The 25,524-nt window shown below is 57.2% G+C and carries 23 protein-coding genes; 6 read left to right on the top strand and 17 right to left on the bottom strand.

What is annotated here, in order from left to right; genetic code table 11:
• Positions 1 to 20: 20 nt before the first annotated feature.
• Genes rfbB through NOR51B_RS04800 form a run of 6 tightly spaced genes read right to left on the bottom strand, consistent with a single transcriptional unit; the run spans position 21 to position 8,418 of the window.
• Positions 21 to 1,088, bottom strand: a complete 1,068-nt coding sequence (gene rfbB, locus NOR51B_RS04825) for a dTDP-glucose 4,6-dehydratase (protein WP_040481789.1) — start codon at positions 1,086 to 1,088, stop codon at positions 21 to 23.
• On the bottom strand, positions 1,081 to 1,986 hold the full coding sequence (gene rfbD / locus NOR51B_RS04820) for a dTDP-4-dehydrorhamnose reductase (RefSeq protein ID WP_009021396.1): 906 nt from the start codon (positions 1,984 to 1,986) through the stop codon (positions 1,081 to 1,083). Before rfbD ends, rfbB begins: the two co-directional genes overlap by 8 nt.
• Positions 1,983 to 2,801 (bottom strand): alpha/beta hydrolase, encoded by an 819-nt coding sequence (locus NOR51B_RS04815; RefSeq protein WP_040482355.1) that lies wholly within the window; start codon positions 2,799 to 2,801, stop codon positions 1,983 to 1,985. Before NOR51B_RS04815 ends, rfbD begins: the two co-directional genes overlap by 4 nt.
• A gap of 5 nt (positions 2,802 to 2,806) precedes the next feature.
• Positions 2,807 to 3,736 carry a branched-chain amino acid transaminase gene (locus NOR51B_RS04810; RefSeq protein ID WP_009019814.1) on the bottom strand — a complete coding sequence of 310 codons (930 nt, stop codon included), beginning with the start codon at positions 3,734 to 3,736 and terminating at the stop codon, positions 2,807 to 2,809.
• A 38-nt stretch (positions 3,737 to 3,774) separates the two neighbouring features.
• Positions 3,775 to 6,645 carry a bifunctional [glutamate--ammonia ligase]-adenylyl-L-tyrosine phosphorylase/[glutamate--ammonia-ligase] adenylyltransferase gene (glnE, locus tag NOR51B_RS04805; RefSeq protein ID WP_009021270.1) on the bottom strand — a complete coding sequence of 957 codons (2,871 nt, stop codon included), beginning with the start codon at positions 6,643 to 6,645 and terminating at the stop codon, positions 3,775 to 3,777.
• Between the two features lie 3 nt (positions 6,646 to 6,648).
• Complete coding sequence (locus tag NOR51B_RS04800) at positions 6,649 to 8,418, bottom strand: GspE/PulE family protein (RefSeq protein ID WP_009021711.1); 1,770 nt, start codon at positions 8,416 to 8,418, stop codon at positions 6,649 to 6,651.
• A 165-nt stretch (positions 8,419 to 8,583) separates the two neighbouring features.
• On the opposite strand from NOR51B_RS04800, the gene NOR51B_RS04795 reads away from it, so the two are divergent.
• From NOR51B_RS04795 to argA, 3 genes are all read left to right on the top strand, one after another.
• Complete coding sequence (locus tag NOR51B_RS04795) at positions 8,584 to 9,852, top strand: inorganic phosphate transporter (protein ID WP_009020226.1); 1,269 nt, start codon at positions 8,584 to 8,586, stop codon at positions 9,850 to 9,852.
• 28 nt (positions 9,853 to 9,880) lie between these two features.
• The gene (argE, locus tag NOR51B_RS04790) at positions 9,881 to 11,041 is read left to right on the top strand and encodes an acetylornithine deacetylase (protein ID WP_009018863.1); all 1,161 of its coding nucleotides are present in this window, start codon (positions 9,881 to 9,883) and stop codon (positions 11,039 to 11,041) included.
• A 78-nt stretch (positions 11,042 to 11,119) separates the two neighbouring features.
• Positions 11,120 to 12,424: an amino-acid N-acetyltransferase gene (gene argA / locus NOR51B_RS04785; protein ID WP_009020396.1), complete on the top strand. Its 1,305-nt coding sequence runs from the start codon at positions 11,120 to 11,122 to the stop codon at positions 12,422 to 12,424.
• A gap of 27 nt (positions 12,425 to 12,451) precedes the next feature.
• Here argA and NOR51B_RS04780 read toward each other — a convergent pair whose 3' ends face one another.
• From NOR51B_RS04780 to leuA, 3 genes are all read right to left on the bottom strand, one after another.
• Complete coding sequence (locus NOR51B_RS04780) at positions 12,452 to 13,252, bottom strand: DUF6279 family lipoprotein (RefSeq protein WP_009019798.1); 801 nt, start codon at positions 13,250 to 13,252, stop codon at positions 12,452 to 12,454.
• A gap of 34 nt (positions 13,253 to 13,286) precedes the next feature.
• Complete coding sequence (locus NOR51B_RS14840; protein ID WP_009019988.1) at positions 13,287 to 14,423, bottom strand: GGDEF domain-containing protein; 1,137 nt, start codon at positions 14,421 to 14,423, stop codon at positions 13,287 to 13,289.
• A gap of 80 nt (positions 14,424 to 14,503) precedes the next feature.
• Positions 14,504 to 16,183 carry a 2-isopropylmalate synthase gene (gene leuA / locus NOR51B_RS04770; protein ID WP_009020729.1) on the bottom strand — a complete coding sequence of 560 codons (1,680 nt, stop codon included), beginning with the start codon at positions 16,181 to 16,183 and terminating at the stop codon, positions 14,504 to 14,506.
• 141 nt (positions 16,184 to 16,324) lie between these two features.
• Here leuA and NOR51B_RS04765 point away from each other — a divergent pair, with 141 nt between their 5' ends.
• Positions 16,325 to 16,798, top strand: coding sequence for an Lrp/AsnC family transcriptional regulator (locus NOR51B_RS04765; protein WP_009021299.1), 474 nt, complete (start codon positions 16,325 to 16,327; stop codon positions 16,796 to 16,798).
• 144 nt (positions 16,799 to 16,942) lie between these two features.
• On the opposite strand, the gene NOR51B_RS04760 is transcribed toward NOR51B_RS04765, so the two are convergent.
• The 3 genes from NOR51B_RS04760 to NOR51B_RS04750 are packed head-to-tail and all read right to left on the bottom strand — an operon-like array spanning position 16,943 to position 18,612.
• Complete coding sequence (locus NOR51B_RS04760) at positions 16,943 to 17,584, bottom strand: thiol:disulfide interchange protein DsbA/DsbL (protein WP_009020642.1); 642 nt, start codon at positions 17,582 to 17,584, stop codon at positions 16,943 to 16,945.
• Positions 17,585 to 17,615: 31 nt separating this feature from the next.
• Entirely contained in the window at positions 17,616 to 18,263 is a 648-nt protein-coding gene (locus NOR51B_RS04755; RefSeq protein ID WP_009019457.1) for a c-type cytochrome, read from the bottom strand.
• A 25-nt stretch (positions 18,264 to 18,288) separates the two neighbouring features.
• Complete coding sequence (locus NOR51B_RS04750) at positions 18,289 to 18,612, bottom strand: c-type cytochrome (RefSeq protein ID WP_009019278.1); 324 nt, start codon at positions 18,610 to 18,612, stop codon at positions 18,289 to 18,291.
• 113 nt (positions 18,613 to 18,725) lie between these two features.
• Between NOR51B_RS04750 and yihA the strand changes: the two genes are divergently transcribed.
• A complete protein-coding gene (yihA, locus tag NOR51B_RS04745; RefSeq protein ID WP_009019515.1) occupies positions 18,726 to 19,415 on the top strand; it encodes a ribosome biogenesis GTP-binding protein YihA/YsxC in 690 nt (229 codons plus the stop codon).
• A 24-nt stretch (positions 19,416 to 19,439) separates the two neighbouring features.
• Here the strand turns inward: yihA and polA are convergent, their stop codons facing one another.
• The 5 genes from polA to NOR51B_RS04720 are packed head-to-tail and all read right to left on the bottom strand — an operon-like array spanning position 19,440 to position 25,196.
• Complete coding sequence (gene polA / locus NOR51B_RS04740) at positions 19,440 to 22,175, bottom strand: DNA polymerase I (RefSeq protein ID WP_009019231.1); 2,736 nt, start codon at positions 22,173 to 22,175, stop codon at positions 19,440 to 19,442.
• Between the two features lie 4 nt (positions 22,176 to 22,179).
• Positions 22,180 to 22,830 (bottom strand): SCO family protein, encoded by a 651-nt coding sequence (locus NOR51B_RS04735; protein ID WP_009021210.1) that lies wholly within the window; start codon positions 22,828 to 22,830, stop codon positions 22,180 to 22,182.
• Complete coding sequence (cyoE, locus tag NOR51B_RS04730; RefSeq protein WP_009021215.1) at positions 22,827 to 23,735, bottom strand: heme o synthase; 909 nt, start codon at positions 23,733 to 23,735, stop codon at positions 22,827 to 22,829. Before cyoE ends, NOR51B_RS04735 begins: the two co-directional genes overlap by 4 nt.
• A gap of 4 nt (positions 23,736 to 23,739) precedes the next feature.
• The gene (locus NOR51B_RS04725) at positions 23,740 to 24,411 is read right to left on the bottom strand and encodes a hypothetical protein (protein ID WP_040481785.1); all 672 of its coding nucleotides are present in this window, start codon (positions 24,409 to 24,411) and stop codon (positions 23,740 to 23,742) included.
• Positions 24,412 to 24,419: 8 nt separating this feature from the next.
• The gene (locus NOR51B_RS04720) at positions 24,420 to 25,196 is read right to left on the bottom strand and encodes an SURF1 family protein (RefSeq protein WP_230198404.1); all 777 of its coding nucleotides are present in this window, start codon (positions 25,194 to 25,196) and stop codon (positions 24,420 to 24,422) included.
• A 14-nt stretch (positions 25,197 to 25,210) separates the two neighbouring features.
• On the opposite strand from NOR51B_RS04720, the gene NOR51B_RS04715 reads away from it, so the two are divergent.
• A complete protein-coding gene (locus NOR51B_RS04715) occupies positions 25,211 to 25,465 on the top strand; it encodes a DUF2909 domain-containing protein (RefSeq protein WP_230198498.1) in 255 nt (84 codons plus the stop codon).
• Positions 25,466 to 25,524 lie beyond the last annotated feature (59 nt).

The raw sequence follows: 25,524 nt of genomic DNA, 5'->3' as shown, positions 1-25,524 counted from the left end.
TCGCGCATTGCCCGGGGCTGCTAGCGGCGAATCAGCAGCGGTCGCCACCAGGGTTCGTTTTCGACGTACCAGTGCAGGGTCTTTTTAAGTCCGGTTGCAAAGGTTTCTTCGGGGACGAATCCCAGCTCGCGACCGATCTTTCCCGCATCAATCGCATAGCGCCAGTCATGGCCCGCCCGATCCTCAACAAAAGTAATCAACGACGCAGCGGACTCTCCCCGGCTACAGGGTGAATGGGGAAACCGTCGCGCAAGCTCCGGACGTTCGCTAAACAACTGATCCATTTGTTCGCAGAGCAGTTCAACAATATCGATATTGCGCCATTCATTGATCCCACCGATGTTATAGGTCTCACCCACCTCGCCACTCGATAGCACAGCGTCGACTCCCCGCGCATGATCGACCACGTAGAGCCAGTCCCTGATATTGCTGCCATCGCCATAAACGGGCAGCGGTTTGCCATCCAGGATATTGGTCAGACACAGGGGTATCAGCTTTTCGGGAAAGTGGTAGGGCCCGTAATTATTGGAACAATTGCTGGTGGTGACCTCCAATCCATAGGTGTGGTGGTAAGCGCGTACCAGGTGGTCACTGCCGGCCTTGGAGGCTGAATAGGGTGAATTCGGCTCATATCGCAGGTCTTCGCGGAAAGCAGGTGCTTCGGCTGTCAGTGAACCAAAGACTTCATCGGTGGATACGTGGTGAAAGCGGTGGGGCAGGCCCGACCCGCTTAACCAGAACTCCCGGGCCGCTGCGAGCAGGGTATGGGTACCGACAAGATTGGTGCGAATAAAAGCGTCCGGGCCGGTGATGGAGCGGTCGACGTGGCTCTCGGCGGCAAAATGCACGAGGGTATCAACCGAATGGTCGCGCAGGGTTTGCGAAACACAGTCGGGGTCACAAATATCACCCTGCACGAATACCAGTTTACCGGCGTCCTCCAGTTCGGTCAGACTGTTACGGTTGCCGGCATAGGTCAGCGCGTCATAGGCAATCAAGGTATCGCCGGGGTACTTCTCTGCCCAGTAATGAACAAAGTTGGCGCCGATGAACCCCGCGGCCCCAGTTACCATCAATGCCTTAGCCATGACCGGACTCCTGACCGTTACTACTGTGAGGCACTTCGAGCAGCATTGACCGCAATGCCTCGCGCCAATGAACGCCCGGGTAATTCAAACGCTCGCGGGTGCCGGTTTTGTCAAGAACACTGTAGGCAGGACGCCGCGCCGGCGTGGGGTAGTCGCTGCTGGGTATTGGAACGATGGCGGGGGCGCGATCCAGGAGGCCGATGCGGCTCGCCTCGTCGGCAATGGCCACCGCAAAATCGTACCAACTGCAGGCCCCGGCATCGCTCCAGTGGTAACAGCCATATGCCCCGGGGTCAGCCAGCAGTGTCCAGCAAACGTTTGCCAGCCCCCTCGCCCAGGTCGGAGTGCCCACCTGGTCCTCTACCACAGACAATCGGTCGCGCTCGGCCATGAGTCGCAGCATGGTACGAACAAAATTACTGCCCTGGGCGGAATACACCCATCCGGTCCGAACCACCAGCGCGTCGGCTCCACTACCCAGTACCGCTCGCTCGCCTGCCAACTTGGTAACGCCGTAGTGACCCAGTGGATTGGGGGTGTCATCAATCCGATACGGTGACCCTTTCATGCCATCGAAAATAAAATCGGTAGAAATGTGAAGCAGGCGCACCCCGTGTGCTGCACAAAGATCCGCCAATCGGGCCGGCCCTTTGGTATTCACCGCGTGCGCTGCTTCACGCTCCGTCTCTGCGGCATCCACCGCGGTATAGGCGGACGCGTTGATAACACTCTGAAATCGATAACGGGTGAAAGCCCGCTGCAAGGCATCGGTATCGGCAATATCCAGATCCGTGCGCGCGCAGGCAATCAGCTCAGTATCACCGGGTTTTGTGAACTGCAGCTCGCTGCCGAGCTGGCCGTTTGCACCCAGTAAAAGGACCGTGGGTACCGTACTCACAATCGTGCCATTACCCAGTCGATATACTGATCGATGACCGATGGTCCCTCGGGTTCATTGAAGATCTCATGGTAAAGACCGGGAAGAATGTCGAGGGTCTTGTCTGCGGAAGACAGGCGATCAAAAAAGTCCCTGGACCCGCCGGGCGTGGCCAGGGTATCCGCACCACCATGCATAATCAGCGTGGGTAACGTCAGATCCGCAGCGCCGGCCATGACACGATCCATGGCGTCAAACAATGCCACACCCAGACCTGCGGTGATTTTGCCATGATGAACCAGTGGATCTGCCTCATAAGCGGCCACCACGTCAGGATCGCGGCTAACCCCAGAGGCATCGAGCGCCATCAATCCAGTGCCCGGGAACACTTTCGCCAGTGACCGAGCGATTCCCATCAGCAGTGGCGACGGTGGCTCGGCGGCGGCGAACGCAGGACCGGAATACATCACGCCCTGATAGTCACTCTGGTCTTCGAGCAGTAAGCGCGCTGCCATCAACCCACCCATGCTATGCCCCAGCAAAAAACAGGGCAGTTCGGGGTACTGATTATTGATGACGCGACGCAGCGCCCGCGCATCCGGGAGGTAGTCATCAAAATGACGCACATTAACCCTGGGGCCTGGCGACTGACCGTGACCCCGATGGTCCAGTGCAAAAACGGCGATGCCACGCTGCGCGAACCGCTCGCCCAGCGCTTGATAGCGACCGGAATGCTCACCCAGCCCGTGAAGCAGCAGCAGGGTTGCCACGGGCGTGTGAGCGGGAAGCCACTGCCGATAAACCGCGCCGCTGTCGAGTCTTGGGAGCGCTGCCACCACGATCAGCCGCTTACCGGCGCCAGCCAGTTGGCGTAATCAGGCTGGCCACCGCGGACCGACTCGAAGTAAATGCCTTGTAATTGCTCGGTAATCGGACCTCGAGAGCCGCTGCCGATCGTACGCCCATCAAGCTCCCGAATCGGCACGACCTCGGCGGCGGTGCCGGTGAAGAAAGCTTCATCGGCGACATAAAATTCGTCGCGGGTGATGCGCCGCTCTCGAATGGTATAGCCCTCGCGGGCCGCAATCTGGAAGATACTGTCGCGGGTAATACCCTCGAGGCAGGAGGTCAGCTCAGGCGTATAAATGGTTCCGTTTCTGACCATAAAGACATTTTCACCACTGCCTTCTGCAACGTAACCCTCGTTATCGAGTAGCAGGGCCTCTTCGCAGCCGGAGTCAATCGCTTCGCGCAGGGCGAGAATGGAATTGATGTAATTTCCATTGGCCTTCGCCTTGCACATGGTGATATTGACGTGATGGCGGGTATAGCTCGATGTTCGTACTTTGATACCCCGGTTGCGAGCCTCGGGATCCATGTACGAGGGCCAGGGCCACGCCGCGATCATCACATGCGTCTTGAGATTATCCGCGCGCAGGCCCATACCTTCAGAACCCAGAAAACACATCGGGCGCAGGTAGCCTTCGGTCAGACCGTTGACTCTCACGACTTCACGCTGGGCCGCATTGAGCGTGTCCTGGTCCCAGGGCATGTCCATCTGCAGGATTTTGGCGGACCGAAAAAGACGCTCGGTATGCTCCTTGAGGCGGAATATGCAAGGACCAAGATCCGGCGTATCGTACGCGCGCACACCCTCAAAACAGCCTAGACCGTAGTGAAAGGTATGCGTCAGCACGTGCACGCGCGCCTCTTCCCAGGGTACCAGCTCTCCATCGAGCCAAATTTTCCCACTCAGTTTGGAAAGATCCATTACCGTTCCTCTGTAATCGTTAATTCGTACGCTGCGGGTCAATCAAGCCGCAGGTCCGCCAATTGGGGCAAATACTGGTCGCGCACACGAGCAACCCCCTGCAAATGACCCTGGCAGGCGCTGATCTGGCCGATCGAAGGCCGTCCCACCAGTGCCGCATGGTGCATCTCGGAACGATAGGCCAAATACGCCGCGCGGAGTGTGGCTGCGTCGTCACCACTTAGCAATCCCTCGGCTTCCAGCGTCTCAAGCAAGCGGACAACATCAGACCACTGGGTCACCGACGGGTATTGGCAGGCATGGATCAGCGTCAGGTATTGCACCACAAATTCGATATCCACAATACCGCCGATATCATGCTTTAAATCGAATTCTCCCACCGCGGTGCGCACCCTGCCAGAACCGGACACCAGCATTTTACGTCGCATCTCTGCCACTTCCTCCGCCATCGCCTGGGGATCCCGCGGTTGCTGCAACACTTCGCAACGCAGGTCTTCGAGCTTGGCGATGAGTTCAGGTGTTCCCGCGACTGCCCGCGCCCGGACCAGTGCCTGATGCTCCCAGGTCCATGCCGATTCGAGCTGATATCGGCGCAATGCCTCATCGGAGACAACCAGCAAGCCCGAGTCACCGTTGGGCCGTAGGCGAAGATCGATTTCATACAAACGACCCGCCGTCAGTTGGGTGGAAAGCACGTGAACAACCCGCTGCGCGAGTCGTGTATAAAACCGTATGTTGTCGATTACCTTGGGACCCGCGGTCTCGCCGTGGCCACCGCTGTAAACAAAAACAATATCGAGATCCGAGCCATAACTGAGTTCAATTCCACCCAGTTTTCCGTAGCCCAATACCGCAAATCCCGTATTCTCACCGCCGGGCTCTCCATGCCGACTCACCAGCTCCGCTCTCGCCACATTGATCGCCTGGGACAGCATCTCCTCAGCCAAAAAAGTCAGGTAATCGCTGACCTTCATCACCGGCAGCTGACCCGAAAGCTCGCTCGCCGCAACGCGCAACACCACGCCGTCCTTGATTCGGCTCAGGGTATACATCTGCTGCTCAAGGTCATCCTCGGGGACTCGCAGCAGCTGTTGTCGAACCAGCGATTGCAGATCCTCGCGGGTTGGCGCGTGATAAAGCCGTTCTGGTGAGAGCAATTCATCGAGGAGTTCGGGTCGATCGGTGAGTTTGGCGGCGATCCAGGGACTCGCACTGGTCAGGTAGGCCAGCGACGCCAGGACGTCGGGGTTTTCCTCGAGTAAAACCAGATAAGCACTACGGCGACACACCGAGGCGGTAAAGGCCAGCAAACGGTCGAGGGTGCCCGCGGGATCGTTGGTGACACCCGCGGCCTGGCACAGCCGCGGCAGGAAGCGCTCCACCCGGTCCTTCCCGGCGGCCTGCAGATAACGGATCCTGGATTGATTCAGGAACCCGGCAATCGCATCCCAGGCGGCCTTGCCGTCGGCAAATCCCAGCGCCTGCATCATATCGGGGTTGAGCTCGGATAACTTCAGGGCTCCCTCATCGCTGCGCTCCTCGTCCTCCGGGGGCGCGATCAGAATCTCGAATTGCCGGGCAACGACGCTGCGCGCCTGATCGACCGCCGAGATCAAAGAGGGCCAATCCTGTAATCCCATGATGAGCGCAAGTTGGCTTCGAGCCGGTTCATCGGCGGGCAGGGTTTGAGTCTGCTTGTCTGCCATGCCCTGCAGGCCATGCTCGCAAATCCGCAGAAAGTCGTAAGCACCCAGCAATTCCTGCACCGCCTGCAGGGGGAGAAGGTCGAATTCGCCCAATAATTTCAGCGCCTCACGGGTACTACGAACCTGCAATTCGACCTGCTTGCCACCATGGATAAGTTGCAGGCATTGCGCGATGAATTCGATTTCGCGAATACCACCGCGCCCTTTCTTGATGTTATTCTGCAGGTTATTGCGCAGCGCCTCGGCGGCAATCATGTCTTTCATCTGGCGCAGCGATTCAAGCACACCAAAATCCGTGTAACGTCGGTACACAAAGGACCGGATCATGGTCTCCAGTGGCTCAAGCGCTTCAGGGGTGCCCGTGACGGCGCGCGCCTTCATAAGAGCGTATCGCTCCCACTCGCGCCCCTGCTCCTGATAATAGGTCTCGAGGGCATCGTAGCTACCCACCAGCGCTCCGCTTTCACCGTAAGGACGCAGCCGCATATCGACGCGAAAAACGAAGCCATCGACGGTCGGAGCGTCGAGGTATCGGATCACCGCCTGCCCGACCTTGATGAAAAACTCCTGATTACTCAGTTCATCGCGACCACCGCTCGTACTGCCGGAATCAGGGTAGGCAAAAATCAGATCAATATCGGAGGAAAGATTAAGCTCACCGCCGCCCTGCTTCCCCATCGCGAGGACAATCAGCTGCTGTTCCTCACCGGTACGCCGAGAAATGGGGGTGCCGTAGCGCTTTTGAACATGGCGAGTGGCCTGGTTCACGGCGCAGCGGACACAGGCATCCCCCAGGCCTGTGATATCAGCGAGACTATCGTCCAACGTGGCCCGCCGGCTAAAATCCCGCCAGACGATACGAAGCATCTCCCGCTGGCGAAAGCGACGCAAACCGGCCATAAACCCGGCCTCGGTTGACGCCTCACCGACAAATTCATCCAGTGCGGCATCCCATTGGCTTTCGCTCCGCGGTCTGGAGGAAAGCAATGACCCCGAAGCAAGTTCACCCAGAACCCAGTCCAGTTGTCTCGCCACCTGCTCGGTGAAAAAAGTACTACTGACAAGAAGGTGCTCAAATTCCGGGAGAATATCCCTCTCTTCAAGCAATGCGCGCAGTGTATCGAGCTGCTCGTCGTGACAAAAATGACCCAGCCGGTCCCATGCGGTATCCAGAATCTGCTGTAACCCCGCCGACAGAGCCATGAATCAGAACTCCACTGCGGGAGCCACGCGGAGTACCTCCTCCACGGTGGTTTCTCCACGCAACACTTTCTGAGCACCTGCCAGCCGGAGCGGCACCATGCCTCCCTTTATTGCCGCATGGCGAATCTCAGCGGTCGAGTGTCCCTCAGTGATTCGGCTCTGCAGTTCATCATCGGAGACCAGGACCTCGTAAATGCCCTCGCGGCCAAAGTAACCCGTATCGCGGCAGCGCTTGCAGCCCGTGGGACGAAAAAGACGCTCGGGAGCCGGAAGCGCGTCAGCCACCAGCTCTTTCCATCCTTCAATCTCGACAGGCTGCTCCTGTTTGCAGTGCGCGCACAACTTTCTGACTAGGCGCTGGGACATGACTCCGCGCACCGTCGCCCGCAGGAGGAACGCCGGGACGCCGAGCTCATTGAGGCGCGAGATGGCCCCGGGGGAATCATTGGTGTGCAGCGTAGTCAGCACCAGGTGGCCCGTTAAAGCGGCCTGGACAGCCATGTGAGCCGTCTCCAGGTCACGAATCTCTCCGACCATGATGATATCCGGGTCCTGTCGCATCAGTGCTCGCACACCCGACGCAAAGTCGAGGTCAATCTGGTGGTTCACCTGCATCTGATTAAACGTGGGCTCCACCATTTCAATCGGGTCCTCAATCGTACAAACGTTGACCTCGGGAACAGCCAGACGCCGCAGGGTCGAGTACAACGTCGTCGTCTTGCCCGAACCCGTGGGTCCCGTGACCAAAACAATGCCCGTACCGGTGCTTATCATGTGTTCCCATCGCGCCAGGTCGCTATCGCAGAGGCCCAGGGCGGAAAAACTTTTCAGCAGAACATCGGGATCAAATATCCGCATGACCAGCTTCTCACCGAATGCGGTGGGTAAGGTAGACAGGCGGAGTTCGACTTCGCTCCGATCGGGCGTTCGGGTCTTGATCCGTCCATCCTGGGGCCGGCGTTTTTCCGCCACATCGAGTCGCGCCAGAATTTTGAAACGGCTGGTTACCGCAGCACCCACCGCCGCGGGCAGTTCGTAGACTTTGTGCAAGACACCATCGATACGAAGCCGCACATTACTTACGGCCCGACGCGGCTCAATATGAATATCACTCGCGCGCTGCTCGAACGCATACTGAAGCAACCAGTCAACAACGCTGACGATGTGCTGGTCATTGGCGTCGGGCTCACCCTTACCACCAATATCGAGCATGGCCTCCAGGTTGGTAACATCACCGTCGGATTCGAGGCCGGTGATCCCACGGGCACCCCGCACAGAGCCAGCCATGCTGTAAAACTCAGCCGTCAGCCGGTGGATTTCCCTCGGGTCGGCCAGCACCCGGCGAATCGAGCGGCGAACCACATGCTCGAGATCGCGCTCCCAAGCTTGCACAAAAGGCTCGGCGCTGGCTACGACGAGCTCATCAGCATCCACGGCGACGGCCAGAATCTGGTGGCGCTTCGCAAAGGCTTCCGACATCACCTCAGACACCGCAGCGACATCCACTTTTAGCGGGTCAATCTCAACGACCTCCTGGCCGGTATCCTCCCCCACAAACTCGAGAAGCGCGTCCATATCGAGCACCTGCCCCGGATTCGCCACATCGGGGAGCTTTTGCTCGGCGAGCCAAACCAGGGGGTGCAGCGCCAGGCCCACCCGGCCGCGCAAATGCGCCAGATGCTTTGCCGAAAGTCGGCCCGCTCGGGTTAGCCCTTCCGCCAGGGAAAAGACATCAAGCTTGCTCTCAGGGGGTAGCGTTATAAAACCGGTCATACCCGTAGTGTAAAGCCTACGCCCGCCAGCGTCCCCAATGTCGCAATAGCGCTGTCACATTCATAACCTACCCTTTGTGTGCCGCAGTACTTTTCGGTATAAACCGGCTTCACGGTTCTGCCAAGGTAATAAACGCACCGGCCGAGTCCCCGATCCGGAGATCCGATGGACATTATTGCAAACCACGGCACGCTACTGCTGATTCTCGTCGGTGTTTTCGGCCTGTATATGGCGTGGGGTATCGGTGCCAACGATGTAGCCAACGCCATGGGTACTTCGGTGGGAGCCCGCGCGCTGACGCTGAAGCAGGCCATTCTCGTGGCGGCCATCTTCGAGTTCGCCGGTGCCTTTCTCGCCGGAGGTGAGGTGACCTCTACCATTCGCAAAGGGATTATTGACCCCGAGCTCTTTGCCGAAGCCCCCCAACAATTCGTTTACGGGATGATTTCGGCACTGCTGGCGGCCGCCACCTGGCTATTGATCGCCAGCTTTAAAGGCTGGCCGGTTTCGACGACACATTCCATCGTCGGCGCTATTGTCGGTTTTGCCTGTGTCGCGGTGTCGGTGGATGCCGTCAACTGGGGTCAGGTAGGCACCATCGCCGCGAGTTGGGTAGTTTCACCGCTTATCGCGGGGACATTGGCGTTTTTGCTGTTTACCAGTGTTCGTCTACTCATTCTGAATCACGATGACGCCGCTGCCCGGGCTCTGCGCCTCATTCCCGCCTATATGTGGATGGTTGGCTTTATGATCTCGATGGTCACACTGGTCAAGGGCCTGAAGCACGTGGGTATCGATGTCGACCTCGGCACCGGCTCCCGTTACGGGGATGCGCTAATCCTGTCATCACTGGCCGGTGTAGTGGTGGCACTGATAGGGGCGCTGCTGCTGCGCGCGGTCGCCGCCAGAAGTTCGGGTGAAGTGGGTATTGAAAAGGTGTTCGGCACACTGATGATCTTTACGGCCTGCTCCATGGCGTTTGCCCACGGATCCAATGATGTCGCCAATGCGGTCGGCCCGCTGGCCGCCGTGGTACAAACCATTGAGTCCGGCGGGCAAATTGGTGCCACATCCGCTATGCCGTGGTGGGTGTTGCTGGTGGGGTCAGTGGGAATCGTGACGGGACTCGCGACCTATGGCTGGCGGGTGATGAAAACCATTGGTGAAAAAATCACCGAACTCACCCCGAGTCGCGGCTTTGCCGCCGAGCTCGGTGCTGCCGCTACGGTGGTCTTTGCCTCGGGCACGGGATTGCCCATTTCCACCACGCATACCCTCGTAGGCGCCGTGCTCGGTGTCGGGTTCGCACGGGGTATCGCCGCCGTGGATCTGCGCATCATTCGATCGATTTTTGCCTCCTGGATCATCACCTTACCCATCGCGGCGCTACTCGCCATTGTGTTTTTCTACCTGCTCCAGGGCATTTTCGGCTAGGCGCCGCTGCGGCCTGCTGACCCCACCTATGCCTACCTCTGAACAATCCGTAGTCAGCGCCATCAAGGGGCTCGTGGAAGCGTATTCCGTCAGCTCTACCGACCCGGCATGGGATAGCAGCAACAGCGCTGTCATTGCGCAGCTCTCGAAACTTTGCGAGACGGCGGGCTTTACGGTCGATGTGCTACCTCTCCCCGGAGACGACAATAAAGCCAATCTGGTCGCCCGGCTCGGCCCCAGGACACGCGGTGGTCTTGTGCTTTCGGGTCACACCGACACGGTTCCCTTTGATGAGGGTCGCTGGCACAGCAATCCGTTGCAGCTTACCGAGCGCGATGGCGCCCTGTATGGTCTCGGTAGCGCCGATATGAAAAGCTTTTTTGCACTGGCGCTGGCCGCCAGCGAGGGTCTCGATCCCAACGCAATGACCGCACCGCTCTACATTCTGGGCACCGCCGACGAGGAAAGCACCATGGGAGGCGCCAGAAACCTGGCCCTTGAAGACATCGCGGGCGCCGAGGCCGCCGTCATTGGCGAACCGACCGGCCTGAAACCGATTCGATTGAATAAAGGCATTATGATGCAGGCGATTGAGCTCCAGGGCCGCAGCGGGCACTCGTCCAATCCAGCACTCGGGCATAATGTTATCGATGCCTTGCCCGCCGTGCTGAAACTGCTGGATGAGTACCGCATCGAGATCGCGCAACGCTATCACTGCGCGTTGTTACACGTGCCCAAGCCGACCCTGAATTTCGGCTGCCTGCACGGGGGTGACAGCCCCAACCGAATCTGTGGCTCTATGGCCTTGCACTTCGATGTCAGGCTGGTGCCCGGGCTCGACTTCAGCACGGTGGAATCCGAGCTGCAGCAACGTATCCAGAATCTGTCGCTCGAACGGGGCATCAAGGTCAACATGCGCCGACTGATTGAGCCGGTGGACGCTTTCGAAGAACCCGAGGACTCCCGCCTGTCAAAAATCGCAACGCAAGTCACGGGCTGTGGGGCGGAGGGCGTCAATTTCGCCACCGAAGCACCCTTTTTGCAGCGGCTGGGTCTGCAGACACTGGTGCTGGGCCCCGGCTCTATCGATGTGGCCCACCAGCCGGATGAGCGCCTCGAACTTTCTCAGATACAACCCTGCATCGATGTTCTCAAAAATCTGATTCAACGCTACTGCCTGAGTCATTGAGGTTAGAATAGCGCGTTACGCCGGCAGTGGCTTTGTATTACCCTGCTGTTTACCGATAAACGCATCCGGATTTCCCACGTGAGCTTGAATCGCCCCACCATCGACTGGTTCAGACATACCGTGCCCTATATGAAGGCTCATCGGGGTCGGACTTTTGTCGTCTATCTGGGCAATGGCGCTCTGGCTGAGCCTCACCTCACGCACCTGATCCATGATTTCACACTGCTGCATACACTGGGAATTAGACTGGTTCTGGTTCCGGCCACCCGCGCGGCTATCGAGTCCAAGCTTGAATCCCGGGGTATCGAGAGTCACCTTCACAGCGGTATTCGGATAACGGACTCCTCTATTCTTGATGTCGTTACCGAAGTGACCGCCACCCAGCGTCTGCAGTTGGAGACGCGGTTATCTATGGGGCTACCCGATTCTCCGATGCGCGGATCCCGGCTTCGGGTGATCAGCGGCAACTTCGTGACAGCCCGGCCACTCGGCGTGGTTGACGGCATCGACTTTCAATACACCGGTGCAGTCCGCAGAATCGACGCCGCCGGGGTTATTAGCGCCCTTGATCAGGAAGGCATTGTGTTGCTGTCGCCAATGGGGTTTTCCCCCACGGGGGAAATCTTCAATCTCAGCTCGGACGAATTAGCCACTGCAGCAGCGATCAGTATTCGCGCGGATAAGTTGATCCTCCTCGATAGCCATCGCGGACTGTTGTCCGAGAGCGGCGACCTCATTGCACAATGCACGGTTTCCGAGGCGAGATCGCACAATCCCGTTGACCCCCATCAGGCGGTGCTTCGAGACGCCGCCTGCCTGGCCTGCGAGCAGGGTGTTCCGAGGGCGCATATCCTCAATCACAATGAAGACGGAGTACTGATTGAAGAGTTATTCACCCACGATGGTGCGGGCACGCTTATCAGCGAGGAGGCGTTTGAGCGCTGTCGCCCGGCAACCGCCGACGATATCGCGGGCGTTCTCGAGCTGGTGAGGCCCCTGGAGGACAAGGGTGTACTGGTGCGTCGCTCAAGAGAACGACTCGAGCAGGAAATTCCCCGTTTTCGCGTGCTGGAACGGGACGGCCGCATTATTGCCTGCGCGGCGCTCTACACCTTCCCGGATACCGGTCAGGGGGAGATTGCCTGCATTGCGATTGATCCCGGGTATCGCGGTGGTCAACGGGGTCAACGTTTGCTTGAGACCCTCGAGGCCGAAGCCAAAGCCCAGCAGTTGACCGAGCTCTTTGTGCTGACAACACAAACCACACACTGGTTTGTTGAACAGGGCTTTGCGCCTGCGTCACTATCGCTGTTACCGGATAAAAAACAGACGCTCTACAACCTGCAACGCAACTCAAAGGTGTTGGTAAAAGCGCTAAATTGAGGCCGATCTCAGGCAAATCGACTTCGTCTAGATCTCGCGCTCAACCAGTACGGTAATATCCTCACGAAAATCCGTAATCTTCTTTTTTAGCCGCCGGTCCTGTCGCTCGCTGCGCAGATTAACCACCTGCCGCACCGCCTCCCAGCCGACCAGGGTATTGGCCTCTATCGCGGCGGCGTACGCGGGCTGCCGCTCATCGAAGCGGGCCGCGATCAGTGAGCGCACCGGCGCTTGCCAGGCGCTTTCACGCGCCCTGAGGATGTCATCCATCTCCTCGATCCAGCGACGTCGATCCACAAGCCAGGGCTCATCGATTCTAACGAGCTGCTCAACCGCCGATGCTATGAGGCGGCTCTGGGCCTCAGACAATGGTCCGAGGTAATCGTTGAGATTGTCTTCGAACCGCTCATGGGCCTCATCGCGGTACTCTTCGATAGTCCGCGATAATAACTCCTCCTCCAGCTCAACCTGCCGCTCGAGCAGATGTGCGACAAATTCGAGTCGCTGTTGCTGGCTGACTTCAGTGCCAAAGCCCACCATGAAATCGACCGATCGCTGTCGAAAGCGAACCAGAGCATCACTGAGACCATCATAGATATCGGCCCCGGTGCGCACATCAATCGCCCCATCAAGAAGCGCGTCATCAAGCCTGCTGAGCAGGGCATCATAACGGGGTAACTCCTCCCGCCGGTGCCACAGCAACAGCGTGTCGAGCTGATCGTCAAACACCTGCTGCTGATCTCGATCAAGATCGATGTAATCGTCGACTGACCACCGAATCAGCGTATCGAGACGGTTATAAATAAACTGCGTACTGCTGCACCCCACCCCAAGAGCGAGGATTAGCAGTAAAGCAAGCCGGCTAGCGCCAGACCGGAATACGCTCGGCAATCTGCGTTTGTTGCGGCATAGCGCTGGGAACCACCTCAACACAGTTCCGTCCCCTGTCTTTGGCGCGATAAAGCGCCTCATCAAGCTGTCTCAGCCAGTCTTCAGCCGATGTCGCCACCGTTACGTCACACACCCCCATACTGACAGTGAACCGTTTGGACGGCTCATCACTGCTCATTTCAGAGATCCTGACACGAAGCTCTTCGGCAACGCGGGTCGCCGATGAGGTTCCCGTCTCCGCCAACATGATGACAAACTCCTCCCCACCAAGGCGGTATAGCATATCTACCCCGCGAATTCGTTTCTCCACGAGGGTAACCAGGTTCTGTAATGCGCGATCCCCCTCACTGTGTCCAAGGGTATCGTTAATGGCCTTAAAATGATCGATATCAATCATCACAAGGGTGGATAAACGGGAATATCGCCGATAATCAGCGATATTGCGTTCGGTTTGGGGTTTCAGGTACCGGCGATTCAGAGCCCCGGTCAGTGGGTCGGTGAGTGCCAGGTCCGCGAGTTCATCGGTTTGTTGCGCTATCAATCGCATGAGGCCAAGAGATAACACCCAGGTCGCCACCAGGGTTGCCATTATGGACAGCTCCATTACATCGGAATTCGGCTGTCGGATCCACATCAGCGAAGCGAGAATACCCAGCCCCATCAGCCACGCCAGCATCGTGGGCAGCAGCCCGGCGAGAGCAATCATCATCGGAAACAGCAGGAAGGTGTTGTGTGATCGACCTATACCGATCGCGGCCAGTACCACGAAGAAGGTAATAGATAGTGTTATTACCGGCGGCAGGAGGATCCTCCCGGTCAGCCGCAGATGGATGCCGGTCACCGAAATGGCAACAACCGCGAGGACGCCTGGTCCAGATATCCAGGGCTGCGGACCGATAAGCAGATCTTCCACAACCACGGCGACCACTGAAAACAGCATTAGCAGCAGCATCAAGCCGTAAATGACAGATCGCCTCGTGCCGCGGGAAAAATCGAGATCGTCGGGCGCGCCAAACAAGTCGCTGTAGACCAGCAGCCGCACGATATCGCGCCAACCGCGAATGCGGCTGGAGTTGTATAGCGATTTTTCTTGGTTATCTAGGGCCATGGCACCGGGCTGGCCTGTCGGCAGTAGAAGTCAGTCTATTGTTACACAGGTTCCCGGTACGGGCACCGTTTGGAGAGCCCTCAGGCTGCTTTTGTCATGGCTATACCGCTGCCATCGAGTGCTGAGAGAATAGCCGCCAGCGATGCATGAACAATATCGTTGCTCCGACCGACGCCACAGGGGCGTTCGCCGTCAATATTCAGCTGGATATAGCACACCGCCTCTGCGTCGGCGCTTTGTCCCAATGTATGCTCGCTGTATTCGACCAGAACCACCCGGGTATTGATGACGGACTCCATCGCGTCGACAAAAGCATCGACAACGCCGTTACCACGACCGGTGGCCGTGAGCTCCTTACCTCCGTGGTGGAGCGTCACTGTCAACGCATCGACCTCGCCCTCGCGCTGCAACTGATAGTTGCCCAGGGACCATCCATTACGGCTGTTCAGATAAGTATCCGTGAACAGCTGGTAAATAGCCTCAGAGCCCACCTCCGACTCGCTGGACTCGGCGAGTCCCTGAACGGCAGCACTGAAATCAACCTGCAGCCACCGTGGTAATTCGAGGCCATAGTCACGCTGAAGCACATAGGCAACGCCGCCTTTCCCCGACTGGCTGTTGATGCGAATGACCTCCTGATAGTTTCTACCAATATCAGCGGGGTCGATCGGCAGATAAGCAACGTCCCAGGGCTCGTCGGGCGATCGCCGCGCGAGGCATTTATTGATGGCATCCTGATGGCTGCCGGAGAACGCGGTAAAGACCAGTTCACCCGCATAGGGGTGGCGGGGGTGTACCGGTAACTGGGTACACTCCCGCGTCACGGCGATCACTTCGTCCATCCGTCCGAAGTCGAGTTTGGGGTCCACACCCTGGCTGTACAGGTTCATCGCCATGGTGATGATGTCCATGTTGCCTGTCCGCTCTCCATTGCCCATGAGCGTGCCTTCAATACGATCGGCACCCGCCATAACGCCTAACTCAGCGGCCGCTACGGCACAGCCACGGTCATTGTGGGTATGCAGCGAAATCTTGATCGCCTCGCGATGGGTAACGTGATCGCAGAACCATTCGATCTGATCCGCATAGACATTGGGTGTGCTCATCTCTACGGTAGCGGGTAGATTGATGATTACGGGGTTCTCCGGGGTCGGCTCCAGCACACTGTTGACGGCATCGCAGACCTCAACCGCAAAATCCAGTTCGGTGCCGGTAAAACTCTCGGGACTATATTCAAACACCCATTCGGTCTCTGGATGTTGAGCCGCCTCGGCTTTTACCAATCGCGCCCCCTCGACGGCGATGCGCTTGATGCCTTCACGGTCAAGCTTAAACACATCTCGGCGCTGGACCGTCGACGTGGAATTGTAAAAGTGCACCACAGCGCGCCGGACACCTTTGAGGGCCTCAAAAGTACGCCCTATCAAATCCGCACGAGCCTGCGTCAGTACCTGAACCGTGACATCTTCAGGAATCCGATCTTCCTCGATCAATTGTCGCAGAAAGGCGAAGTCGTGGCTGGACGCCGAGGGGAAACCCACCTCGATTTGCTTAAAACCCACCGACAGTAACAAATCCCAAAGACGCAGTTTCTGCTGGGCATTCATGGGCTCGACCAGGGCCTGGTTGCCATCGCGCAGATCGACACTACACCAGTCAGGTGCGGTGGTGATGGCCTGATCCGGCCACCGTCGATCCGGCTTCGATACCGGCGTGAAGGGGCGATATTTGTTGTGATTAAACGTCACTGCGTGGCTCATAACACGTTCCATACGTCATTTTGCATCGGTAATAGGCCGCTATGATAGAGCACTTCGACGAGTGGAATAAACCAAATATTATTGCCAATGGCTTATTAGTTGCTATATTTAACTAATTATTGTTCATATATTAGGGAAATAATGCTACCTGATCTCGATCGAACTGATATTCGCCTATTGAAGCTGCTTCAGGAAGACGCTTCGCTGAGCAACCTGGAACTGGCAGAAAAGGTGGGGCTATCCGCAACACCGTGTGCGCGGCGTATAAAACGCCTTGAAAACGAGGGTATTGTTACCGGACGGGTGGCGCTGCTGGACCAAAAAAAGCTGGGCTTGTCGTTGACCGCCCACCTTGGTGTGACGATGGATCGACACACACCCGATCGATTTGATCAGTTTGAAACGACGGTCGCAGGGTTTCCGGAGATCATTGAGTGCAGCGTTGTCACCGGGCAAAGCGCCGACTACCTGCTGAAAGCCGTGGTCAGGGATATGGAACACTACGAGCGTTTCTTACTTGGAAAGCTCACTCGGATTTCCGGCGTCACCGGGGTGCATTCGAGTTTTGAGCTTCGTCGCGTCATCCATCGCACAGCGCTGCCATTGCACGACTAACGCGCTTTTATCATACGGACAGTTCATCACAGGTTCGCGGGAACAAGGCCTGCGCGGGGAGATGGACGACTCCTGAAAATCTGCAATGAGCCACAAAAAAGCCCGCACACGGCGGGCTTCGGCCTGAGCTGACCCGTTAGTCAATCACTCAATCTGGCCTTGCTCCATGGCAATCAGGTGATCCGCCAACTTCAGCATATTGGCCTGACTGCCCGCTTTGCGGGCGGACACCCGGTATTTGCCGTTAACCACTATCGACGGAGTGCCACTAATTTGGGAGGCGCGCACCCGGGCGTCCGACTGCCGGACCTGGCTCGACACACCGAAAGAGTCGATAACGTTATCGAATTCCTCACCGTCGACACCATTGGCGACAAAAATGCCCCTGATCTCGTCCTTACTGGCCAACCGCTGGCGCTGCACATGTATCGCTTTAAACAGCGCGGGGTGCACCGTGTCGACGACACCCAGCACTTCAGCCGCGTAAAAAGCCTTGGCGTGCAACTGCATCGAAGCATTGAAAATCACTGGCGAGGGCTGTAGTTCGACGCCTTCCGGCAGGGTTTTGCTCCAGGCCGTTAGCATGGGCTCAAAGGTAAAGCAGTGCGGACAGCCATAGGAGAAGAATTCAGTCACGACTATGGTATCTGAAGCACCGGCACGAAATCCCGGCTTCAATACATCGTAGTGCTCACCCTCTTTCCATTCCGCTGCCGAAACACCGAAAGAAAAGCTGATTAGCGTAAGCATCGCTGCTACTGAAAACGCCTTAAACACCTGTCCCATTACTACTCTCCCTGTCCGCGCCCGAAATGCCTTATTGCAGACCCGAGGCGTAACTGGCAACAGCTTCGATCTCAAGATCGCTCAGCTCGAACGCCGTGGTGCGCATAATCTTGCTGTCGCCATCGTTAACGCGACCGCTGTCATCTTCATAGCCTTTACGGAACATCTTCAATTGTGCCGCCAGATAATCGGCGTGCTGCCCCGCAAGCCCGGGGAAACCACCGGGACCATTGCCCTTTCCTGTGGGGCTGTGACATCCGGAACAAGCCGCCACTTTGCGGTCAGCGATACCGGCCATGTAAATTGAGCGTCCCAGATCAACCAGGTCGGGGTCGGCCATCTCGCGGGTGCGCTCCTGGCTGTCATAAAACGCAGCGATATCAGCCAATTGCTGGTCACTCAGATTGTCGACCTGCCCTGCCATCGCCGCCACGGGGCGCAGACCGCTCCGTATATCCTTCATTTGCTTGAGCAGATACTTTTCTCCGAGACCCGCCAGCTTGGGAAAATTGGGCACAGCGCTATTACCATCGGCGCCGTGACAGGCGGCACAGGTTGCCACCATCTTCGAACCTGACTCGGGGTCACCTTTAACGCCTGTCGCGGCACTGGCGACCGTGACCAGCGCAAAAGACAAAGAAATAGCCGCAAAACAGCGGCCCACGATTCGTTGGAACATCAAAAAGTCCTCGTATCCGGCGGCGTTACTGGGCCGTCGACATATAGGTGATTAACGCTTTGTAATCCTCATCGGAGCAATCGGCGCACAGGCCGCCCGGAGGCATTGCATTAAGTCCGTTTTTCACAGAAAGAACAAGCGCGTCCATCCCTTTCTCAAGACGGGGCGCCCACGCAGCTGCATCGCCGGTTTTGGGTGCGCCAGCAACGCCCACTGCGTGACACGCTGCACAGGAAGCACTGTACTTAGCCATGTCGACATCGTCAGCCATGGCCGGAGTGACAAATGCACAAGCCAGTGCAAAGGTAGCGGGTGCAGACATCCGACGCAAAATACGACCTGAATTCATAAATTCCTCTCAAATGGCGGTTTTTTGCCAAGCCAATCTAATAGCGCAAACCCCCTCTGGGCTTGCGCTTGGCGTGTATTATAGTCGACACCGTTCTATCGACAAAGCCAGTTATGCACACCCCGGCCCCAGAAACGACTCAGACACCGCGAATCGACTTTCGTTCGGCGGTTTTTCTTCAGAGCGCCAGCCAACTGGAAAACTCACCGGACGATAGTGGATCAGAAGTCGCTTTTGCAGGGCGATCGAATTCAGGCAAGTCCAGCGCCATCAATACCTTAACAGGCAACAAAAAGCTGGCACGCACATCCCGTACCCCTGGGCGTACACAACTCATCAACTACTTTGACGTCGGCCCGGATAGACGACTGGTTGACCTGCCCGGATACGGCTATGCCAAGGTTCCGCTGGCGATGAAAGAAAAGTGGAATCGGGAGCTCGAGCGGTATCTGCAACACAGGCAAAGCCTGAGGGGGCTGGTTCTACTGATGGATATTCGCCACCCGATGCGCGATCAGGATGACCAAATGATCAACTGGGCGGCGACGGCGAGTATGCCGGTACACATCCTGCTCACCAAGGCCGACAAGCTCAAGCGCGGCCCCGCCCAAAATACTTTGTTGAAGCTGCAGGGGCAGCTCGCCAGTTTTGGCGGTCTCATCAGCGTGCAGCTTTTCTCCGCCCTCAAAAAGCAGGGGCTCGATTCTCTGGAGAAGACATTGAATCGCTGGCTGGGCGACGACAGCGTTTTCGATGAAGAGGGCCCAATACCACTGGACGAAGACCCTTCAGCAGGAGATTGAACCAGAATCCCCGCTAACGGCCTTTCAGTGGGCCTCGTCCCAATTCGCGCCAACGCCGGCTTCCACCAACAGCGGTACCTCCAGCGCGGCCACATCCGCCATTAACGAGGGCAGCGCTTCCGATAGCTGGGCAACCGCGGTCTCGGCCACCTCGAAAACCAGCTCATCGTGGACCTGCATTATCAGTAAGGCATCGAGGCTCGAATCCTGCAGCCAGGCATCGACGGCAATCATTGCTTTTTTAATGATATCGGCGGCAGTTCCCTGCATTGGTGCGTTGATGGCCGTACGCTCCGCGGCGAGCTGTCGCTGTTTGTTTTTGGCGTTGATCTCCGGTAGTTGCAACCGCCGGCCGAAGTGGGTTTCAACATAACCGCGTTCATGGGCCTCAGCCCGGGTTCGAGCCATGTAATCCGCAACGCCTGGGTAACGGGAGAAATACCGCTCGATATACTCCTGCGCTTCACCGCGACCAATGTGCAACTGCCGCGCCAGACCAAAGGCCGACATGCCATAAATCAAACCAAAATTGATGGCCTTGGCTTTGCGCCGCTGATCCACAGTGACGTCATTGAGCTCAACACCAAAAACCTCGGCGGCGGTTGCGCTGTGCACGTCCAGCCCTTCGGAGAAGGCGCGCAACAAACCCGCATCGCGAGACAGGTGCGCCATGATCCGCAATTCAATCTGCGAGTAATCCGCAGCGAGAATTCGCCGGCCCTCAGGCGCGACAAAGGCCTGCCGGATACGGCGGCCCTCCTCGGTTCGAATCGGTATGTTCTGTAGATTGGGGTCGGAAGACGAGAGTCGACCGGTAGCGGTCACCGCCTGATGATAAGAGGTATGTACCCGACCGGTGTCGGGGTCGATCACTTCGGGTAAGCGGTCCGTATACGTCGATTTCAACTTGCTGAGGCTGCGATACTCCATCAATACCGAGGGCAGCGGATAATCCTCCGCCAGCTCCAGAAGCACCTCCTCGGCGGTAGACGGCGCACCCTTTGGGGTCTTCTTGATCACCGGCAGGCCGAGCTTGTCGAAGAGAATTTCTCCCAACTGCTTGGGCGAGCCCAAATTGAAGGCCTGCCCGGCGAGTTCTTGGGCGCGCGCTTCGAGTGACTCCAGTCGCCCCGCAAGCTCATGGCTGTGATCCGCCAGGCTCTGGCGACTAATATAGGCGCCGTTGCGCTCAATTCGAGACAATACCGCGACCAGCGGCACCTCCAGCTCGGCATAAAGTTGGTGCAGCCGGGGCACCGCCTTCAACTTGGGGCTCAGCACCTCGTGCAAACGAAGGGTCACATCGGCATCTTCAGCCGCATAGGGCGCGGCCTGCTCCAATGCGATTTGATTGAAGGTCAGCTGCTTCGCGCCCTTCCCTGCAATATCCTGAAACTTGGTAGTACCCCTCCCCAAATACTTTAGTGCAAGGCTGTCCATGTCATGGCGGGTGCCCACGGAATCGAGGACATAAGACTCAAGCATGGTGTCCTCCGTGATCCCGCGAAGGGTGATGCCGTGATTGCAGAGAATATTGCTGTCGTACTTTAAATTCTGGCCGAGTTTGAGAATATCCGCGTTCTCGAGAATGGGCTTTAGCTTAGCCAGCACCTGCTCGAAATCGAGCTGGTCAGGGGCTCCCGGGTAGTCGTGTCCCAGCGGCACATAAGCTGCCGTGCCGGGCCGAATCGCCATGGAAAAACCTACCAGTCGCGCCTGCATGTAATTAAGACTCGTGGTCTCGGTATCGAAAGCGAAAAATCCGCGGGCTTTGATGTCGTCGAACCATTGGTCGAGTACTGACATCTCGTCAATCACGATCACTTCCAGCGTATCGCCATCGTGGTCACTATCGGCGTCCGCTTCCAGGTGATCCTCGGGAGCGTCGTCGGACAACTGCTCATCGAGCCAGGCCTTGAACTCCATGTCCTGGTAGTAACCAATCAATGCATCGCGATCAGGGGCGGCAGAGACCAGGTCTTCCTCGCTCAGCGGTAAATCACAGTCAGTTTCAATGGTCGCCAGCCGATAAGACAACTCGGCCTCATCACGATGCTTCTCGAGTTTGGCGGCGAGGGTTTTGGCGCCGCGCACAGAAAGGTCGGCCACTTGATCGAGCGCACCATAAATGGCGTCCACACCACCGATCCCCTGTAACAGAGCCAGTGCCGTCTTTTCACCAACACCGGCGACGCCGGGTATGTTGTCGACCTTATCCCCCATCAGTGCAAGCAGATCGATGATGAGTTCGGGAGGCACGCCGAATTTTTCCACAACACCATCGCGGTTGAGCACGGTATTGGTCATTGTATTGACCAGGGTGACATGGTCGTTAACCAGCTGCGCCATGTCTTTATCGCCGGTAGACACGAGTACCGGCCGGTCCGCGTCGGCTGCTCGGGCGGCCAGCGTGCCAATAACGTCGTCGGCCTCCACTCCAGGAACACAAAGCAGGGGTAATCCCATGGCATGGATAATGCCGTGGATCGGCTCTATTTGTTCGCGCAACTCATCGGGCATTGGCGGTCGGTTGGCTTTATATTCGCTATAGATTTCGTTGCGAAACGTGGGACCTTTGGCATCAAAAACAACCACAACCTGATCGTCGGGATAATCAGCGAGCAGCTTGCGAATCATGCCGATAACGCCCTTGACCGCACCGGTATTCAGGCCTTTTGAGTTGGTCAGTGGTGGTAAGGCGTGATACGCACGAAATAAATAAGAAGAACCATCGACCAGTATCAGCCGTTTATCGGTCATGGTCTCATCGCTCCCAAAGTGCGCGTGCGGACCGGTAGGTCACTTTCATTTTTGCGAGATCGAGAGGCGCTCGAAAAAAGCCATGGAAATCCCCTCTGGGATTGACCAGAACCACATTGGCGCTATGATCAATTTGGTAACTGCCATCTTCGAGGGTCACCTTGCGGAAGGGGGCATTAAAGCTTCGGGAAAATCCCAGAACATCGATAAACTCACCAGTCACACCGATAAAGTCCGGATCAAAATAAGGTACATAACTCGCCAGGCGTTCCGGTGTGTCACGGGCGGGATCCACCGATAACATAACGACCTGTGTGTCTTTCGCCTCGGTTGACGCGAGTTGCTCGTGAAGATCGGCGAGAAAAGACAGGGTCGTTGGGCAAATGTCGGGGCAGTGCGTGAAGCCAAAAAACAGTAGCGTCCAAACGCCCTCAAGGCGCTCCGGAATAAACGCGATCTCGTTGTGATCGATCAGCGAAAAATCACCTGGATCCCTAGGCGTTTCAAACAGGAATAAACCATTGGCTCGCATCTCGGTTGCCGACATGATTCGCGGCTGCTGAATTCGATTAACAAAACTTACCAACACCACAGCGATGAACAGTAAAACCAGTGCAACCGTGAGCCAGACATTGCGTCTCGTTTGGCTGGTCATAGTACGCCGCCCCCCAACATCCAGTGATCCACAAGCATGATAATGAACAACACCATTAAATAGGTGATCGAGTATTTGAAGGTGGCCATAGGTGCCGCAGGATTTTTGTCACGAATGATTTCCACCGACCAATACATAAAGACAGCCCCGAGCACGAGCGCGCCCGCCAAATAGAGCCAACTGCTAAGCCCTGTGGCAAAAGGCAGCAGGGAGATCAGCACCATCAGAATGGTGTAGAGCAATATTTGCAATGCGGTAAAACGAACACCATGGGTTACCGGCAGCATGGGAACACCCACCGCCGCATATTCCTCGCGCCGGTGAATAGCCAGCGCCCAGAAATGCGGGGGCGTCCAGGCAAAAATGATCAGCACCAGCAACAGCGCATGGCCATGGATTTCACCGGTGACGGCGGTCCACCCCAACAAGGGAGGCGCTGCACCGGCCAACCCGCCAATAACAATGTTCTGGGGTGTCGCACGCTTCAAAAACATGGTGTAAACCACCGCGTAGCCAACAAGACTCGCCACCGTCAGCACCGCCGTTATCACGTTGACCCATACCACCAGGATGACGACCCCAACGGCGGTGAGTAACGCCGAGAAAAGGACCGCATTCCGGGTGCTGACTCGACCCTGGGCCACAGGTCGGTTTCGAGTTCGGGCCATGCGCTGATCAATCGCCTCATCGACAATATGATTGATCGCCGCCGCGGCGCCGGCGCAGAGGGCAATACCGAGATTACCCATAACCAAGGGCTGCCAGGGCACCCATCCGGGAACCGCCATACACATGCCAATCAGCGCCGTGATGATCATAAGCGCCACCACTCGAGGTTTGGTGAGCTCGAGATAATCATGCCAGGTGGCCTGACCGGCGGGGTGGGTTTGCACGGACGCTGTCATCGGGTCAGTCACCAGAATTCTTGAGCAGAAATTTGAGATCGGAAATCACCGCTTTGTAATCAAGCTGGTCATCAAAGCGCATCATTATCCAACCCGCAGGGTCCACGAGATACCACTGTGCCGCATTGTCGTCGAGCTCGGGAAAAAGTTCAGCAAACGTCTCCTCGGAGGTCGACAGGGGAACCAGGCCCTGGTGAGCAGCCGCCATATAAGTGAGCAATGGGCCATCGCTGACCTCGGCCCGACGGCCGGAAACCCCCTGATCAATCGCAACCTGAATCGTCGCAAGCTCGGTGGCGCCGACGAATACCCGGCGAACGCGGTTGAAGTTTTTGCCCAACGCTATGTGAATCTGGCGGACCGTGTAAAGCCGTTTCTCGCAACGGGCATCACAGGTTTGCGGTCCATTGGCCACCAGCAGCGTCCAGCGCGGCTCCAGATCCGTCCAGACAAACGCGCCTCCCGCATCATCGCGGAATGTCACCGTATTTATCTGCCGCGGCGGTTCAACAAGGGTACCGTTGTTCGATGTTCCCAGTGAGCCCACCAGATCCAGATTGCCTTCAACCACGAAATACCACAGCCATGATGCGGACAGCACCATAATCACGGGTATACCGGCGATCAGCAGTAACACCATTCGCCCGGAACTGTTGGTTTTTCGTGGTTCAGACATAAACTTCCTTAAGCTCGGCTGGCAAATACACGTGCGATCAGATTCCCGCAGTTTGAACTGCGCCAGAGAAACGCCAACCCAAGCACCACCGCCATGGTAAACCATTGCACCGCATATCCCGTGTGCTTTTCGGGACTCACGTTAACGACTTGCCAGTCGGCACGAAACGCCAGCGGATGATCGCTGCTCACACGCACCTCGAATGGAGCAACGGTGCTATCCAGGAGTGTTGAGAGGGGCTCCGCCAAACGTGCAGCATCAAAGCTTTGTATCAGGGCAGGCAAAGCCTGGGGGGCGGCGTCCTGCTCAAGAACATAAGCCTCACCGGCGGGTAGATAGACCCTGCCCTGAAGCTCGTTGGGATACTCCGGCAGTTCGATATCGGGTCGAGTACGGCGCGCAGGGTCACCCGCGACCCAACCCAAATTAATCGGAACAAGTTGATCCGGTGTTTCAAGCAAAGCTATTACCTCGTAACCAAACCGGCCGTCCCGCAAGCGATTATCCAGCAGTAAATAACGAGATTCGGCAAAGCGCCCGCGCACACTGACCTGGCGGTCTGCCCACTCAACCCGTGGCAACTCCCGCACCAACCGACTGACCGATATCGGGGGAAGTGCCGTCCGCTGCGCGTAACGTTCCGCCAACACACGTTTTTCTTCAGCGCGATCGAGCTGCCAAAAACCGAGAAACACCAGAAACGGCAACAACAAAAGAGTGAACAAAGTCAGACGCCACTCCAAATCGAAGCGTAGCGGACCTAACTGTGCGCTAAACTGAGGCACTCATTCTCCCGGTGGTGGTTGTTTTGCTCAAAGTGTTAATCATTGGCTTTATGGTGGCGCTGGTTGCGAGTCTGGGCAGCGGTCTCTATTTCCTGATGGCCGATCAGGGCAATAAGGAAAAGCGACGCCTGGTCACGTCGCTGGGTATACGCCTCGCTCTCGCCTCGGGGCTGATACTGGTCATCATTTATGGCGTCGCTACGGGCCAGTTGGGGCATAAAAACCCCTGGGATGCCGGGCCCGAAGGGACGGTCTTCCAACAACCCTGAGCACTTTCGAACACTGACACCCCGTTAAAAAAAACGGGCGCACTCGCGCCCGTTTCGTC

Source organism: Luminiphilus syltensis NOR5-1B (assembly GCF_000158175.1).
Taxonomy (GTDB): Bacteria; Pseudomonadota; Gammaproteobacteria; order Pseudomonadales; family Halieaceae; genus Luminiphilus; species Luminiphilus syltensis.
This window is presented reverse-complemented; position numbering and strand designations above follow the sequence as displayed.

Bases quoted from the DNA above. Each gene is read 5' to 3' on its own strand.
- rfbB (WP_040481789.1), bottom strand. From the start codon at position 1,088: ATGGCTAAGGCATTGATGGTAACTGGGGCCGCGGGGTTCATCGGCGCC.
- NOR51B_RS04810 (WP_009019814.1), bottom strand. From the start codon at position 3,736: ATGGATCTTTCCAAACTGAGTGGGAAAATTTGGCTCGATGGAGAGCTG.
- glnE (WP_009021270.1), bottom strand. From the start codon at position 6,645: ATGGCTCTGTCGGCGGGGTTACAGCAGATTCTGGATACCGCATGGGAC.
- NOR51B_RS04800 (WP_009021711.1), bottom strand. From the start codon at position 8,418: ATGACCGGTTTTATAACGCTACCCCCTGAGAGCAAGCTTGATGTCTTT.
- NOR51B_RS04795 (WP_009020226.1), top strand. From the start codon at position 8,584: ATGGACATTATTGCAAACCACGGCACGCTACTGCTGATTCTCGTCGGT.
- argE (WP_009018863.1), top strand. From the start codon at position 9,881: ATGCCTACCTCTGAACAATCCGTAGTCAGCGCCATCAAGGGGCTCGTG.
- NOR51B_RS14840 (WP_009019988.1), bottom strand. From the start codon at position 14,423: ATGGCCCTAGATAACCAAGAAAAATCGCTATACAACTCCAGCCGCATT.
- leuA (WP_009020729.1), bottom strand. From the start codon at position 16,183: ATGAGCCACGCAGTGACGTTTAATCACAACAAATATCGCCCCTTCACG.
- NOR51B_RS04765 (WP_009021299.1), top strand. From the start codon at position 16,325: ATGCTACCTGATCTCGATCGAACTGATATTCGCCTATTGAAGCTGCTT.
- NOR51B_RS04760 (WP_009020642.1), bottom strand. From the start codon at position 17,584: ATGGGACAGGTGTTTAAGGCGTTTTCAGTAGCAGCGATGCTTACGCTA.
- NOR51B_RS04755 (WP_009019457.1), bottom strand. From the start codon at position 18,263: ATGTTCCAACGAATCGTGGGCCGCTGTTTTGCGGCTATTTCTTTGTCT.
- NOR51B_RS04750 (WP_009019278.1), bottom strand. From the start codon at position 18,612: ATGAATTCAGGTCGTATTTTGCGTCGGATGTCTGCACCCGCTACCTTT.
- yihA (WP_009019515.1), top strand. From the start codon at position 18,726: ATGCACACCCCGGCCCCAGAAACGACTCAGACACCGCGAATCGACTTT.
- polA (WP_009019231.1), bottom strand. From the start codon at position 22,175: ATGACCGATAAACGGCTGATACTGGTCGATGGTTCTTCTTATTTATTT.
- NOR51B_RS04735 (WP_009021210.1), bottom strand. From the start codon at position 22,830: ATGACCAGCCAAACGAGACGCAATGTCTGGCTCACGGTTGCACTGGTT.
- cyoE (WP_009021215.1), bottom strand. From the start codon at position 23,735: ATGACAGCGTCCGTGCAAACCCACCCCGCCGGTCAGGCCACCTGGCAT.
- NOR51B_RS04725 (WP_040481785.1), bottom strand. From the start codon at position 24,411: ATGTCTGAACCACGAAAAACCAACAGTTCCGGGCGAATGGTGTTACTG.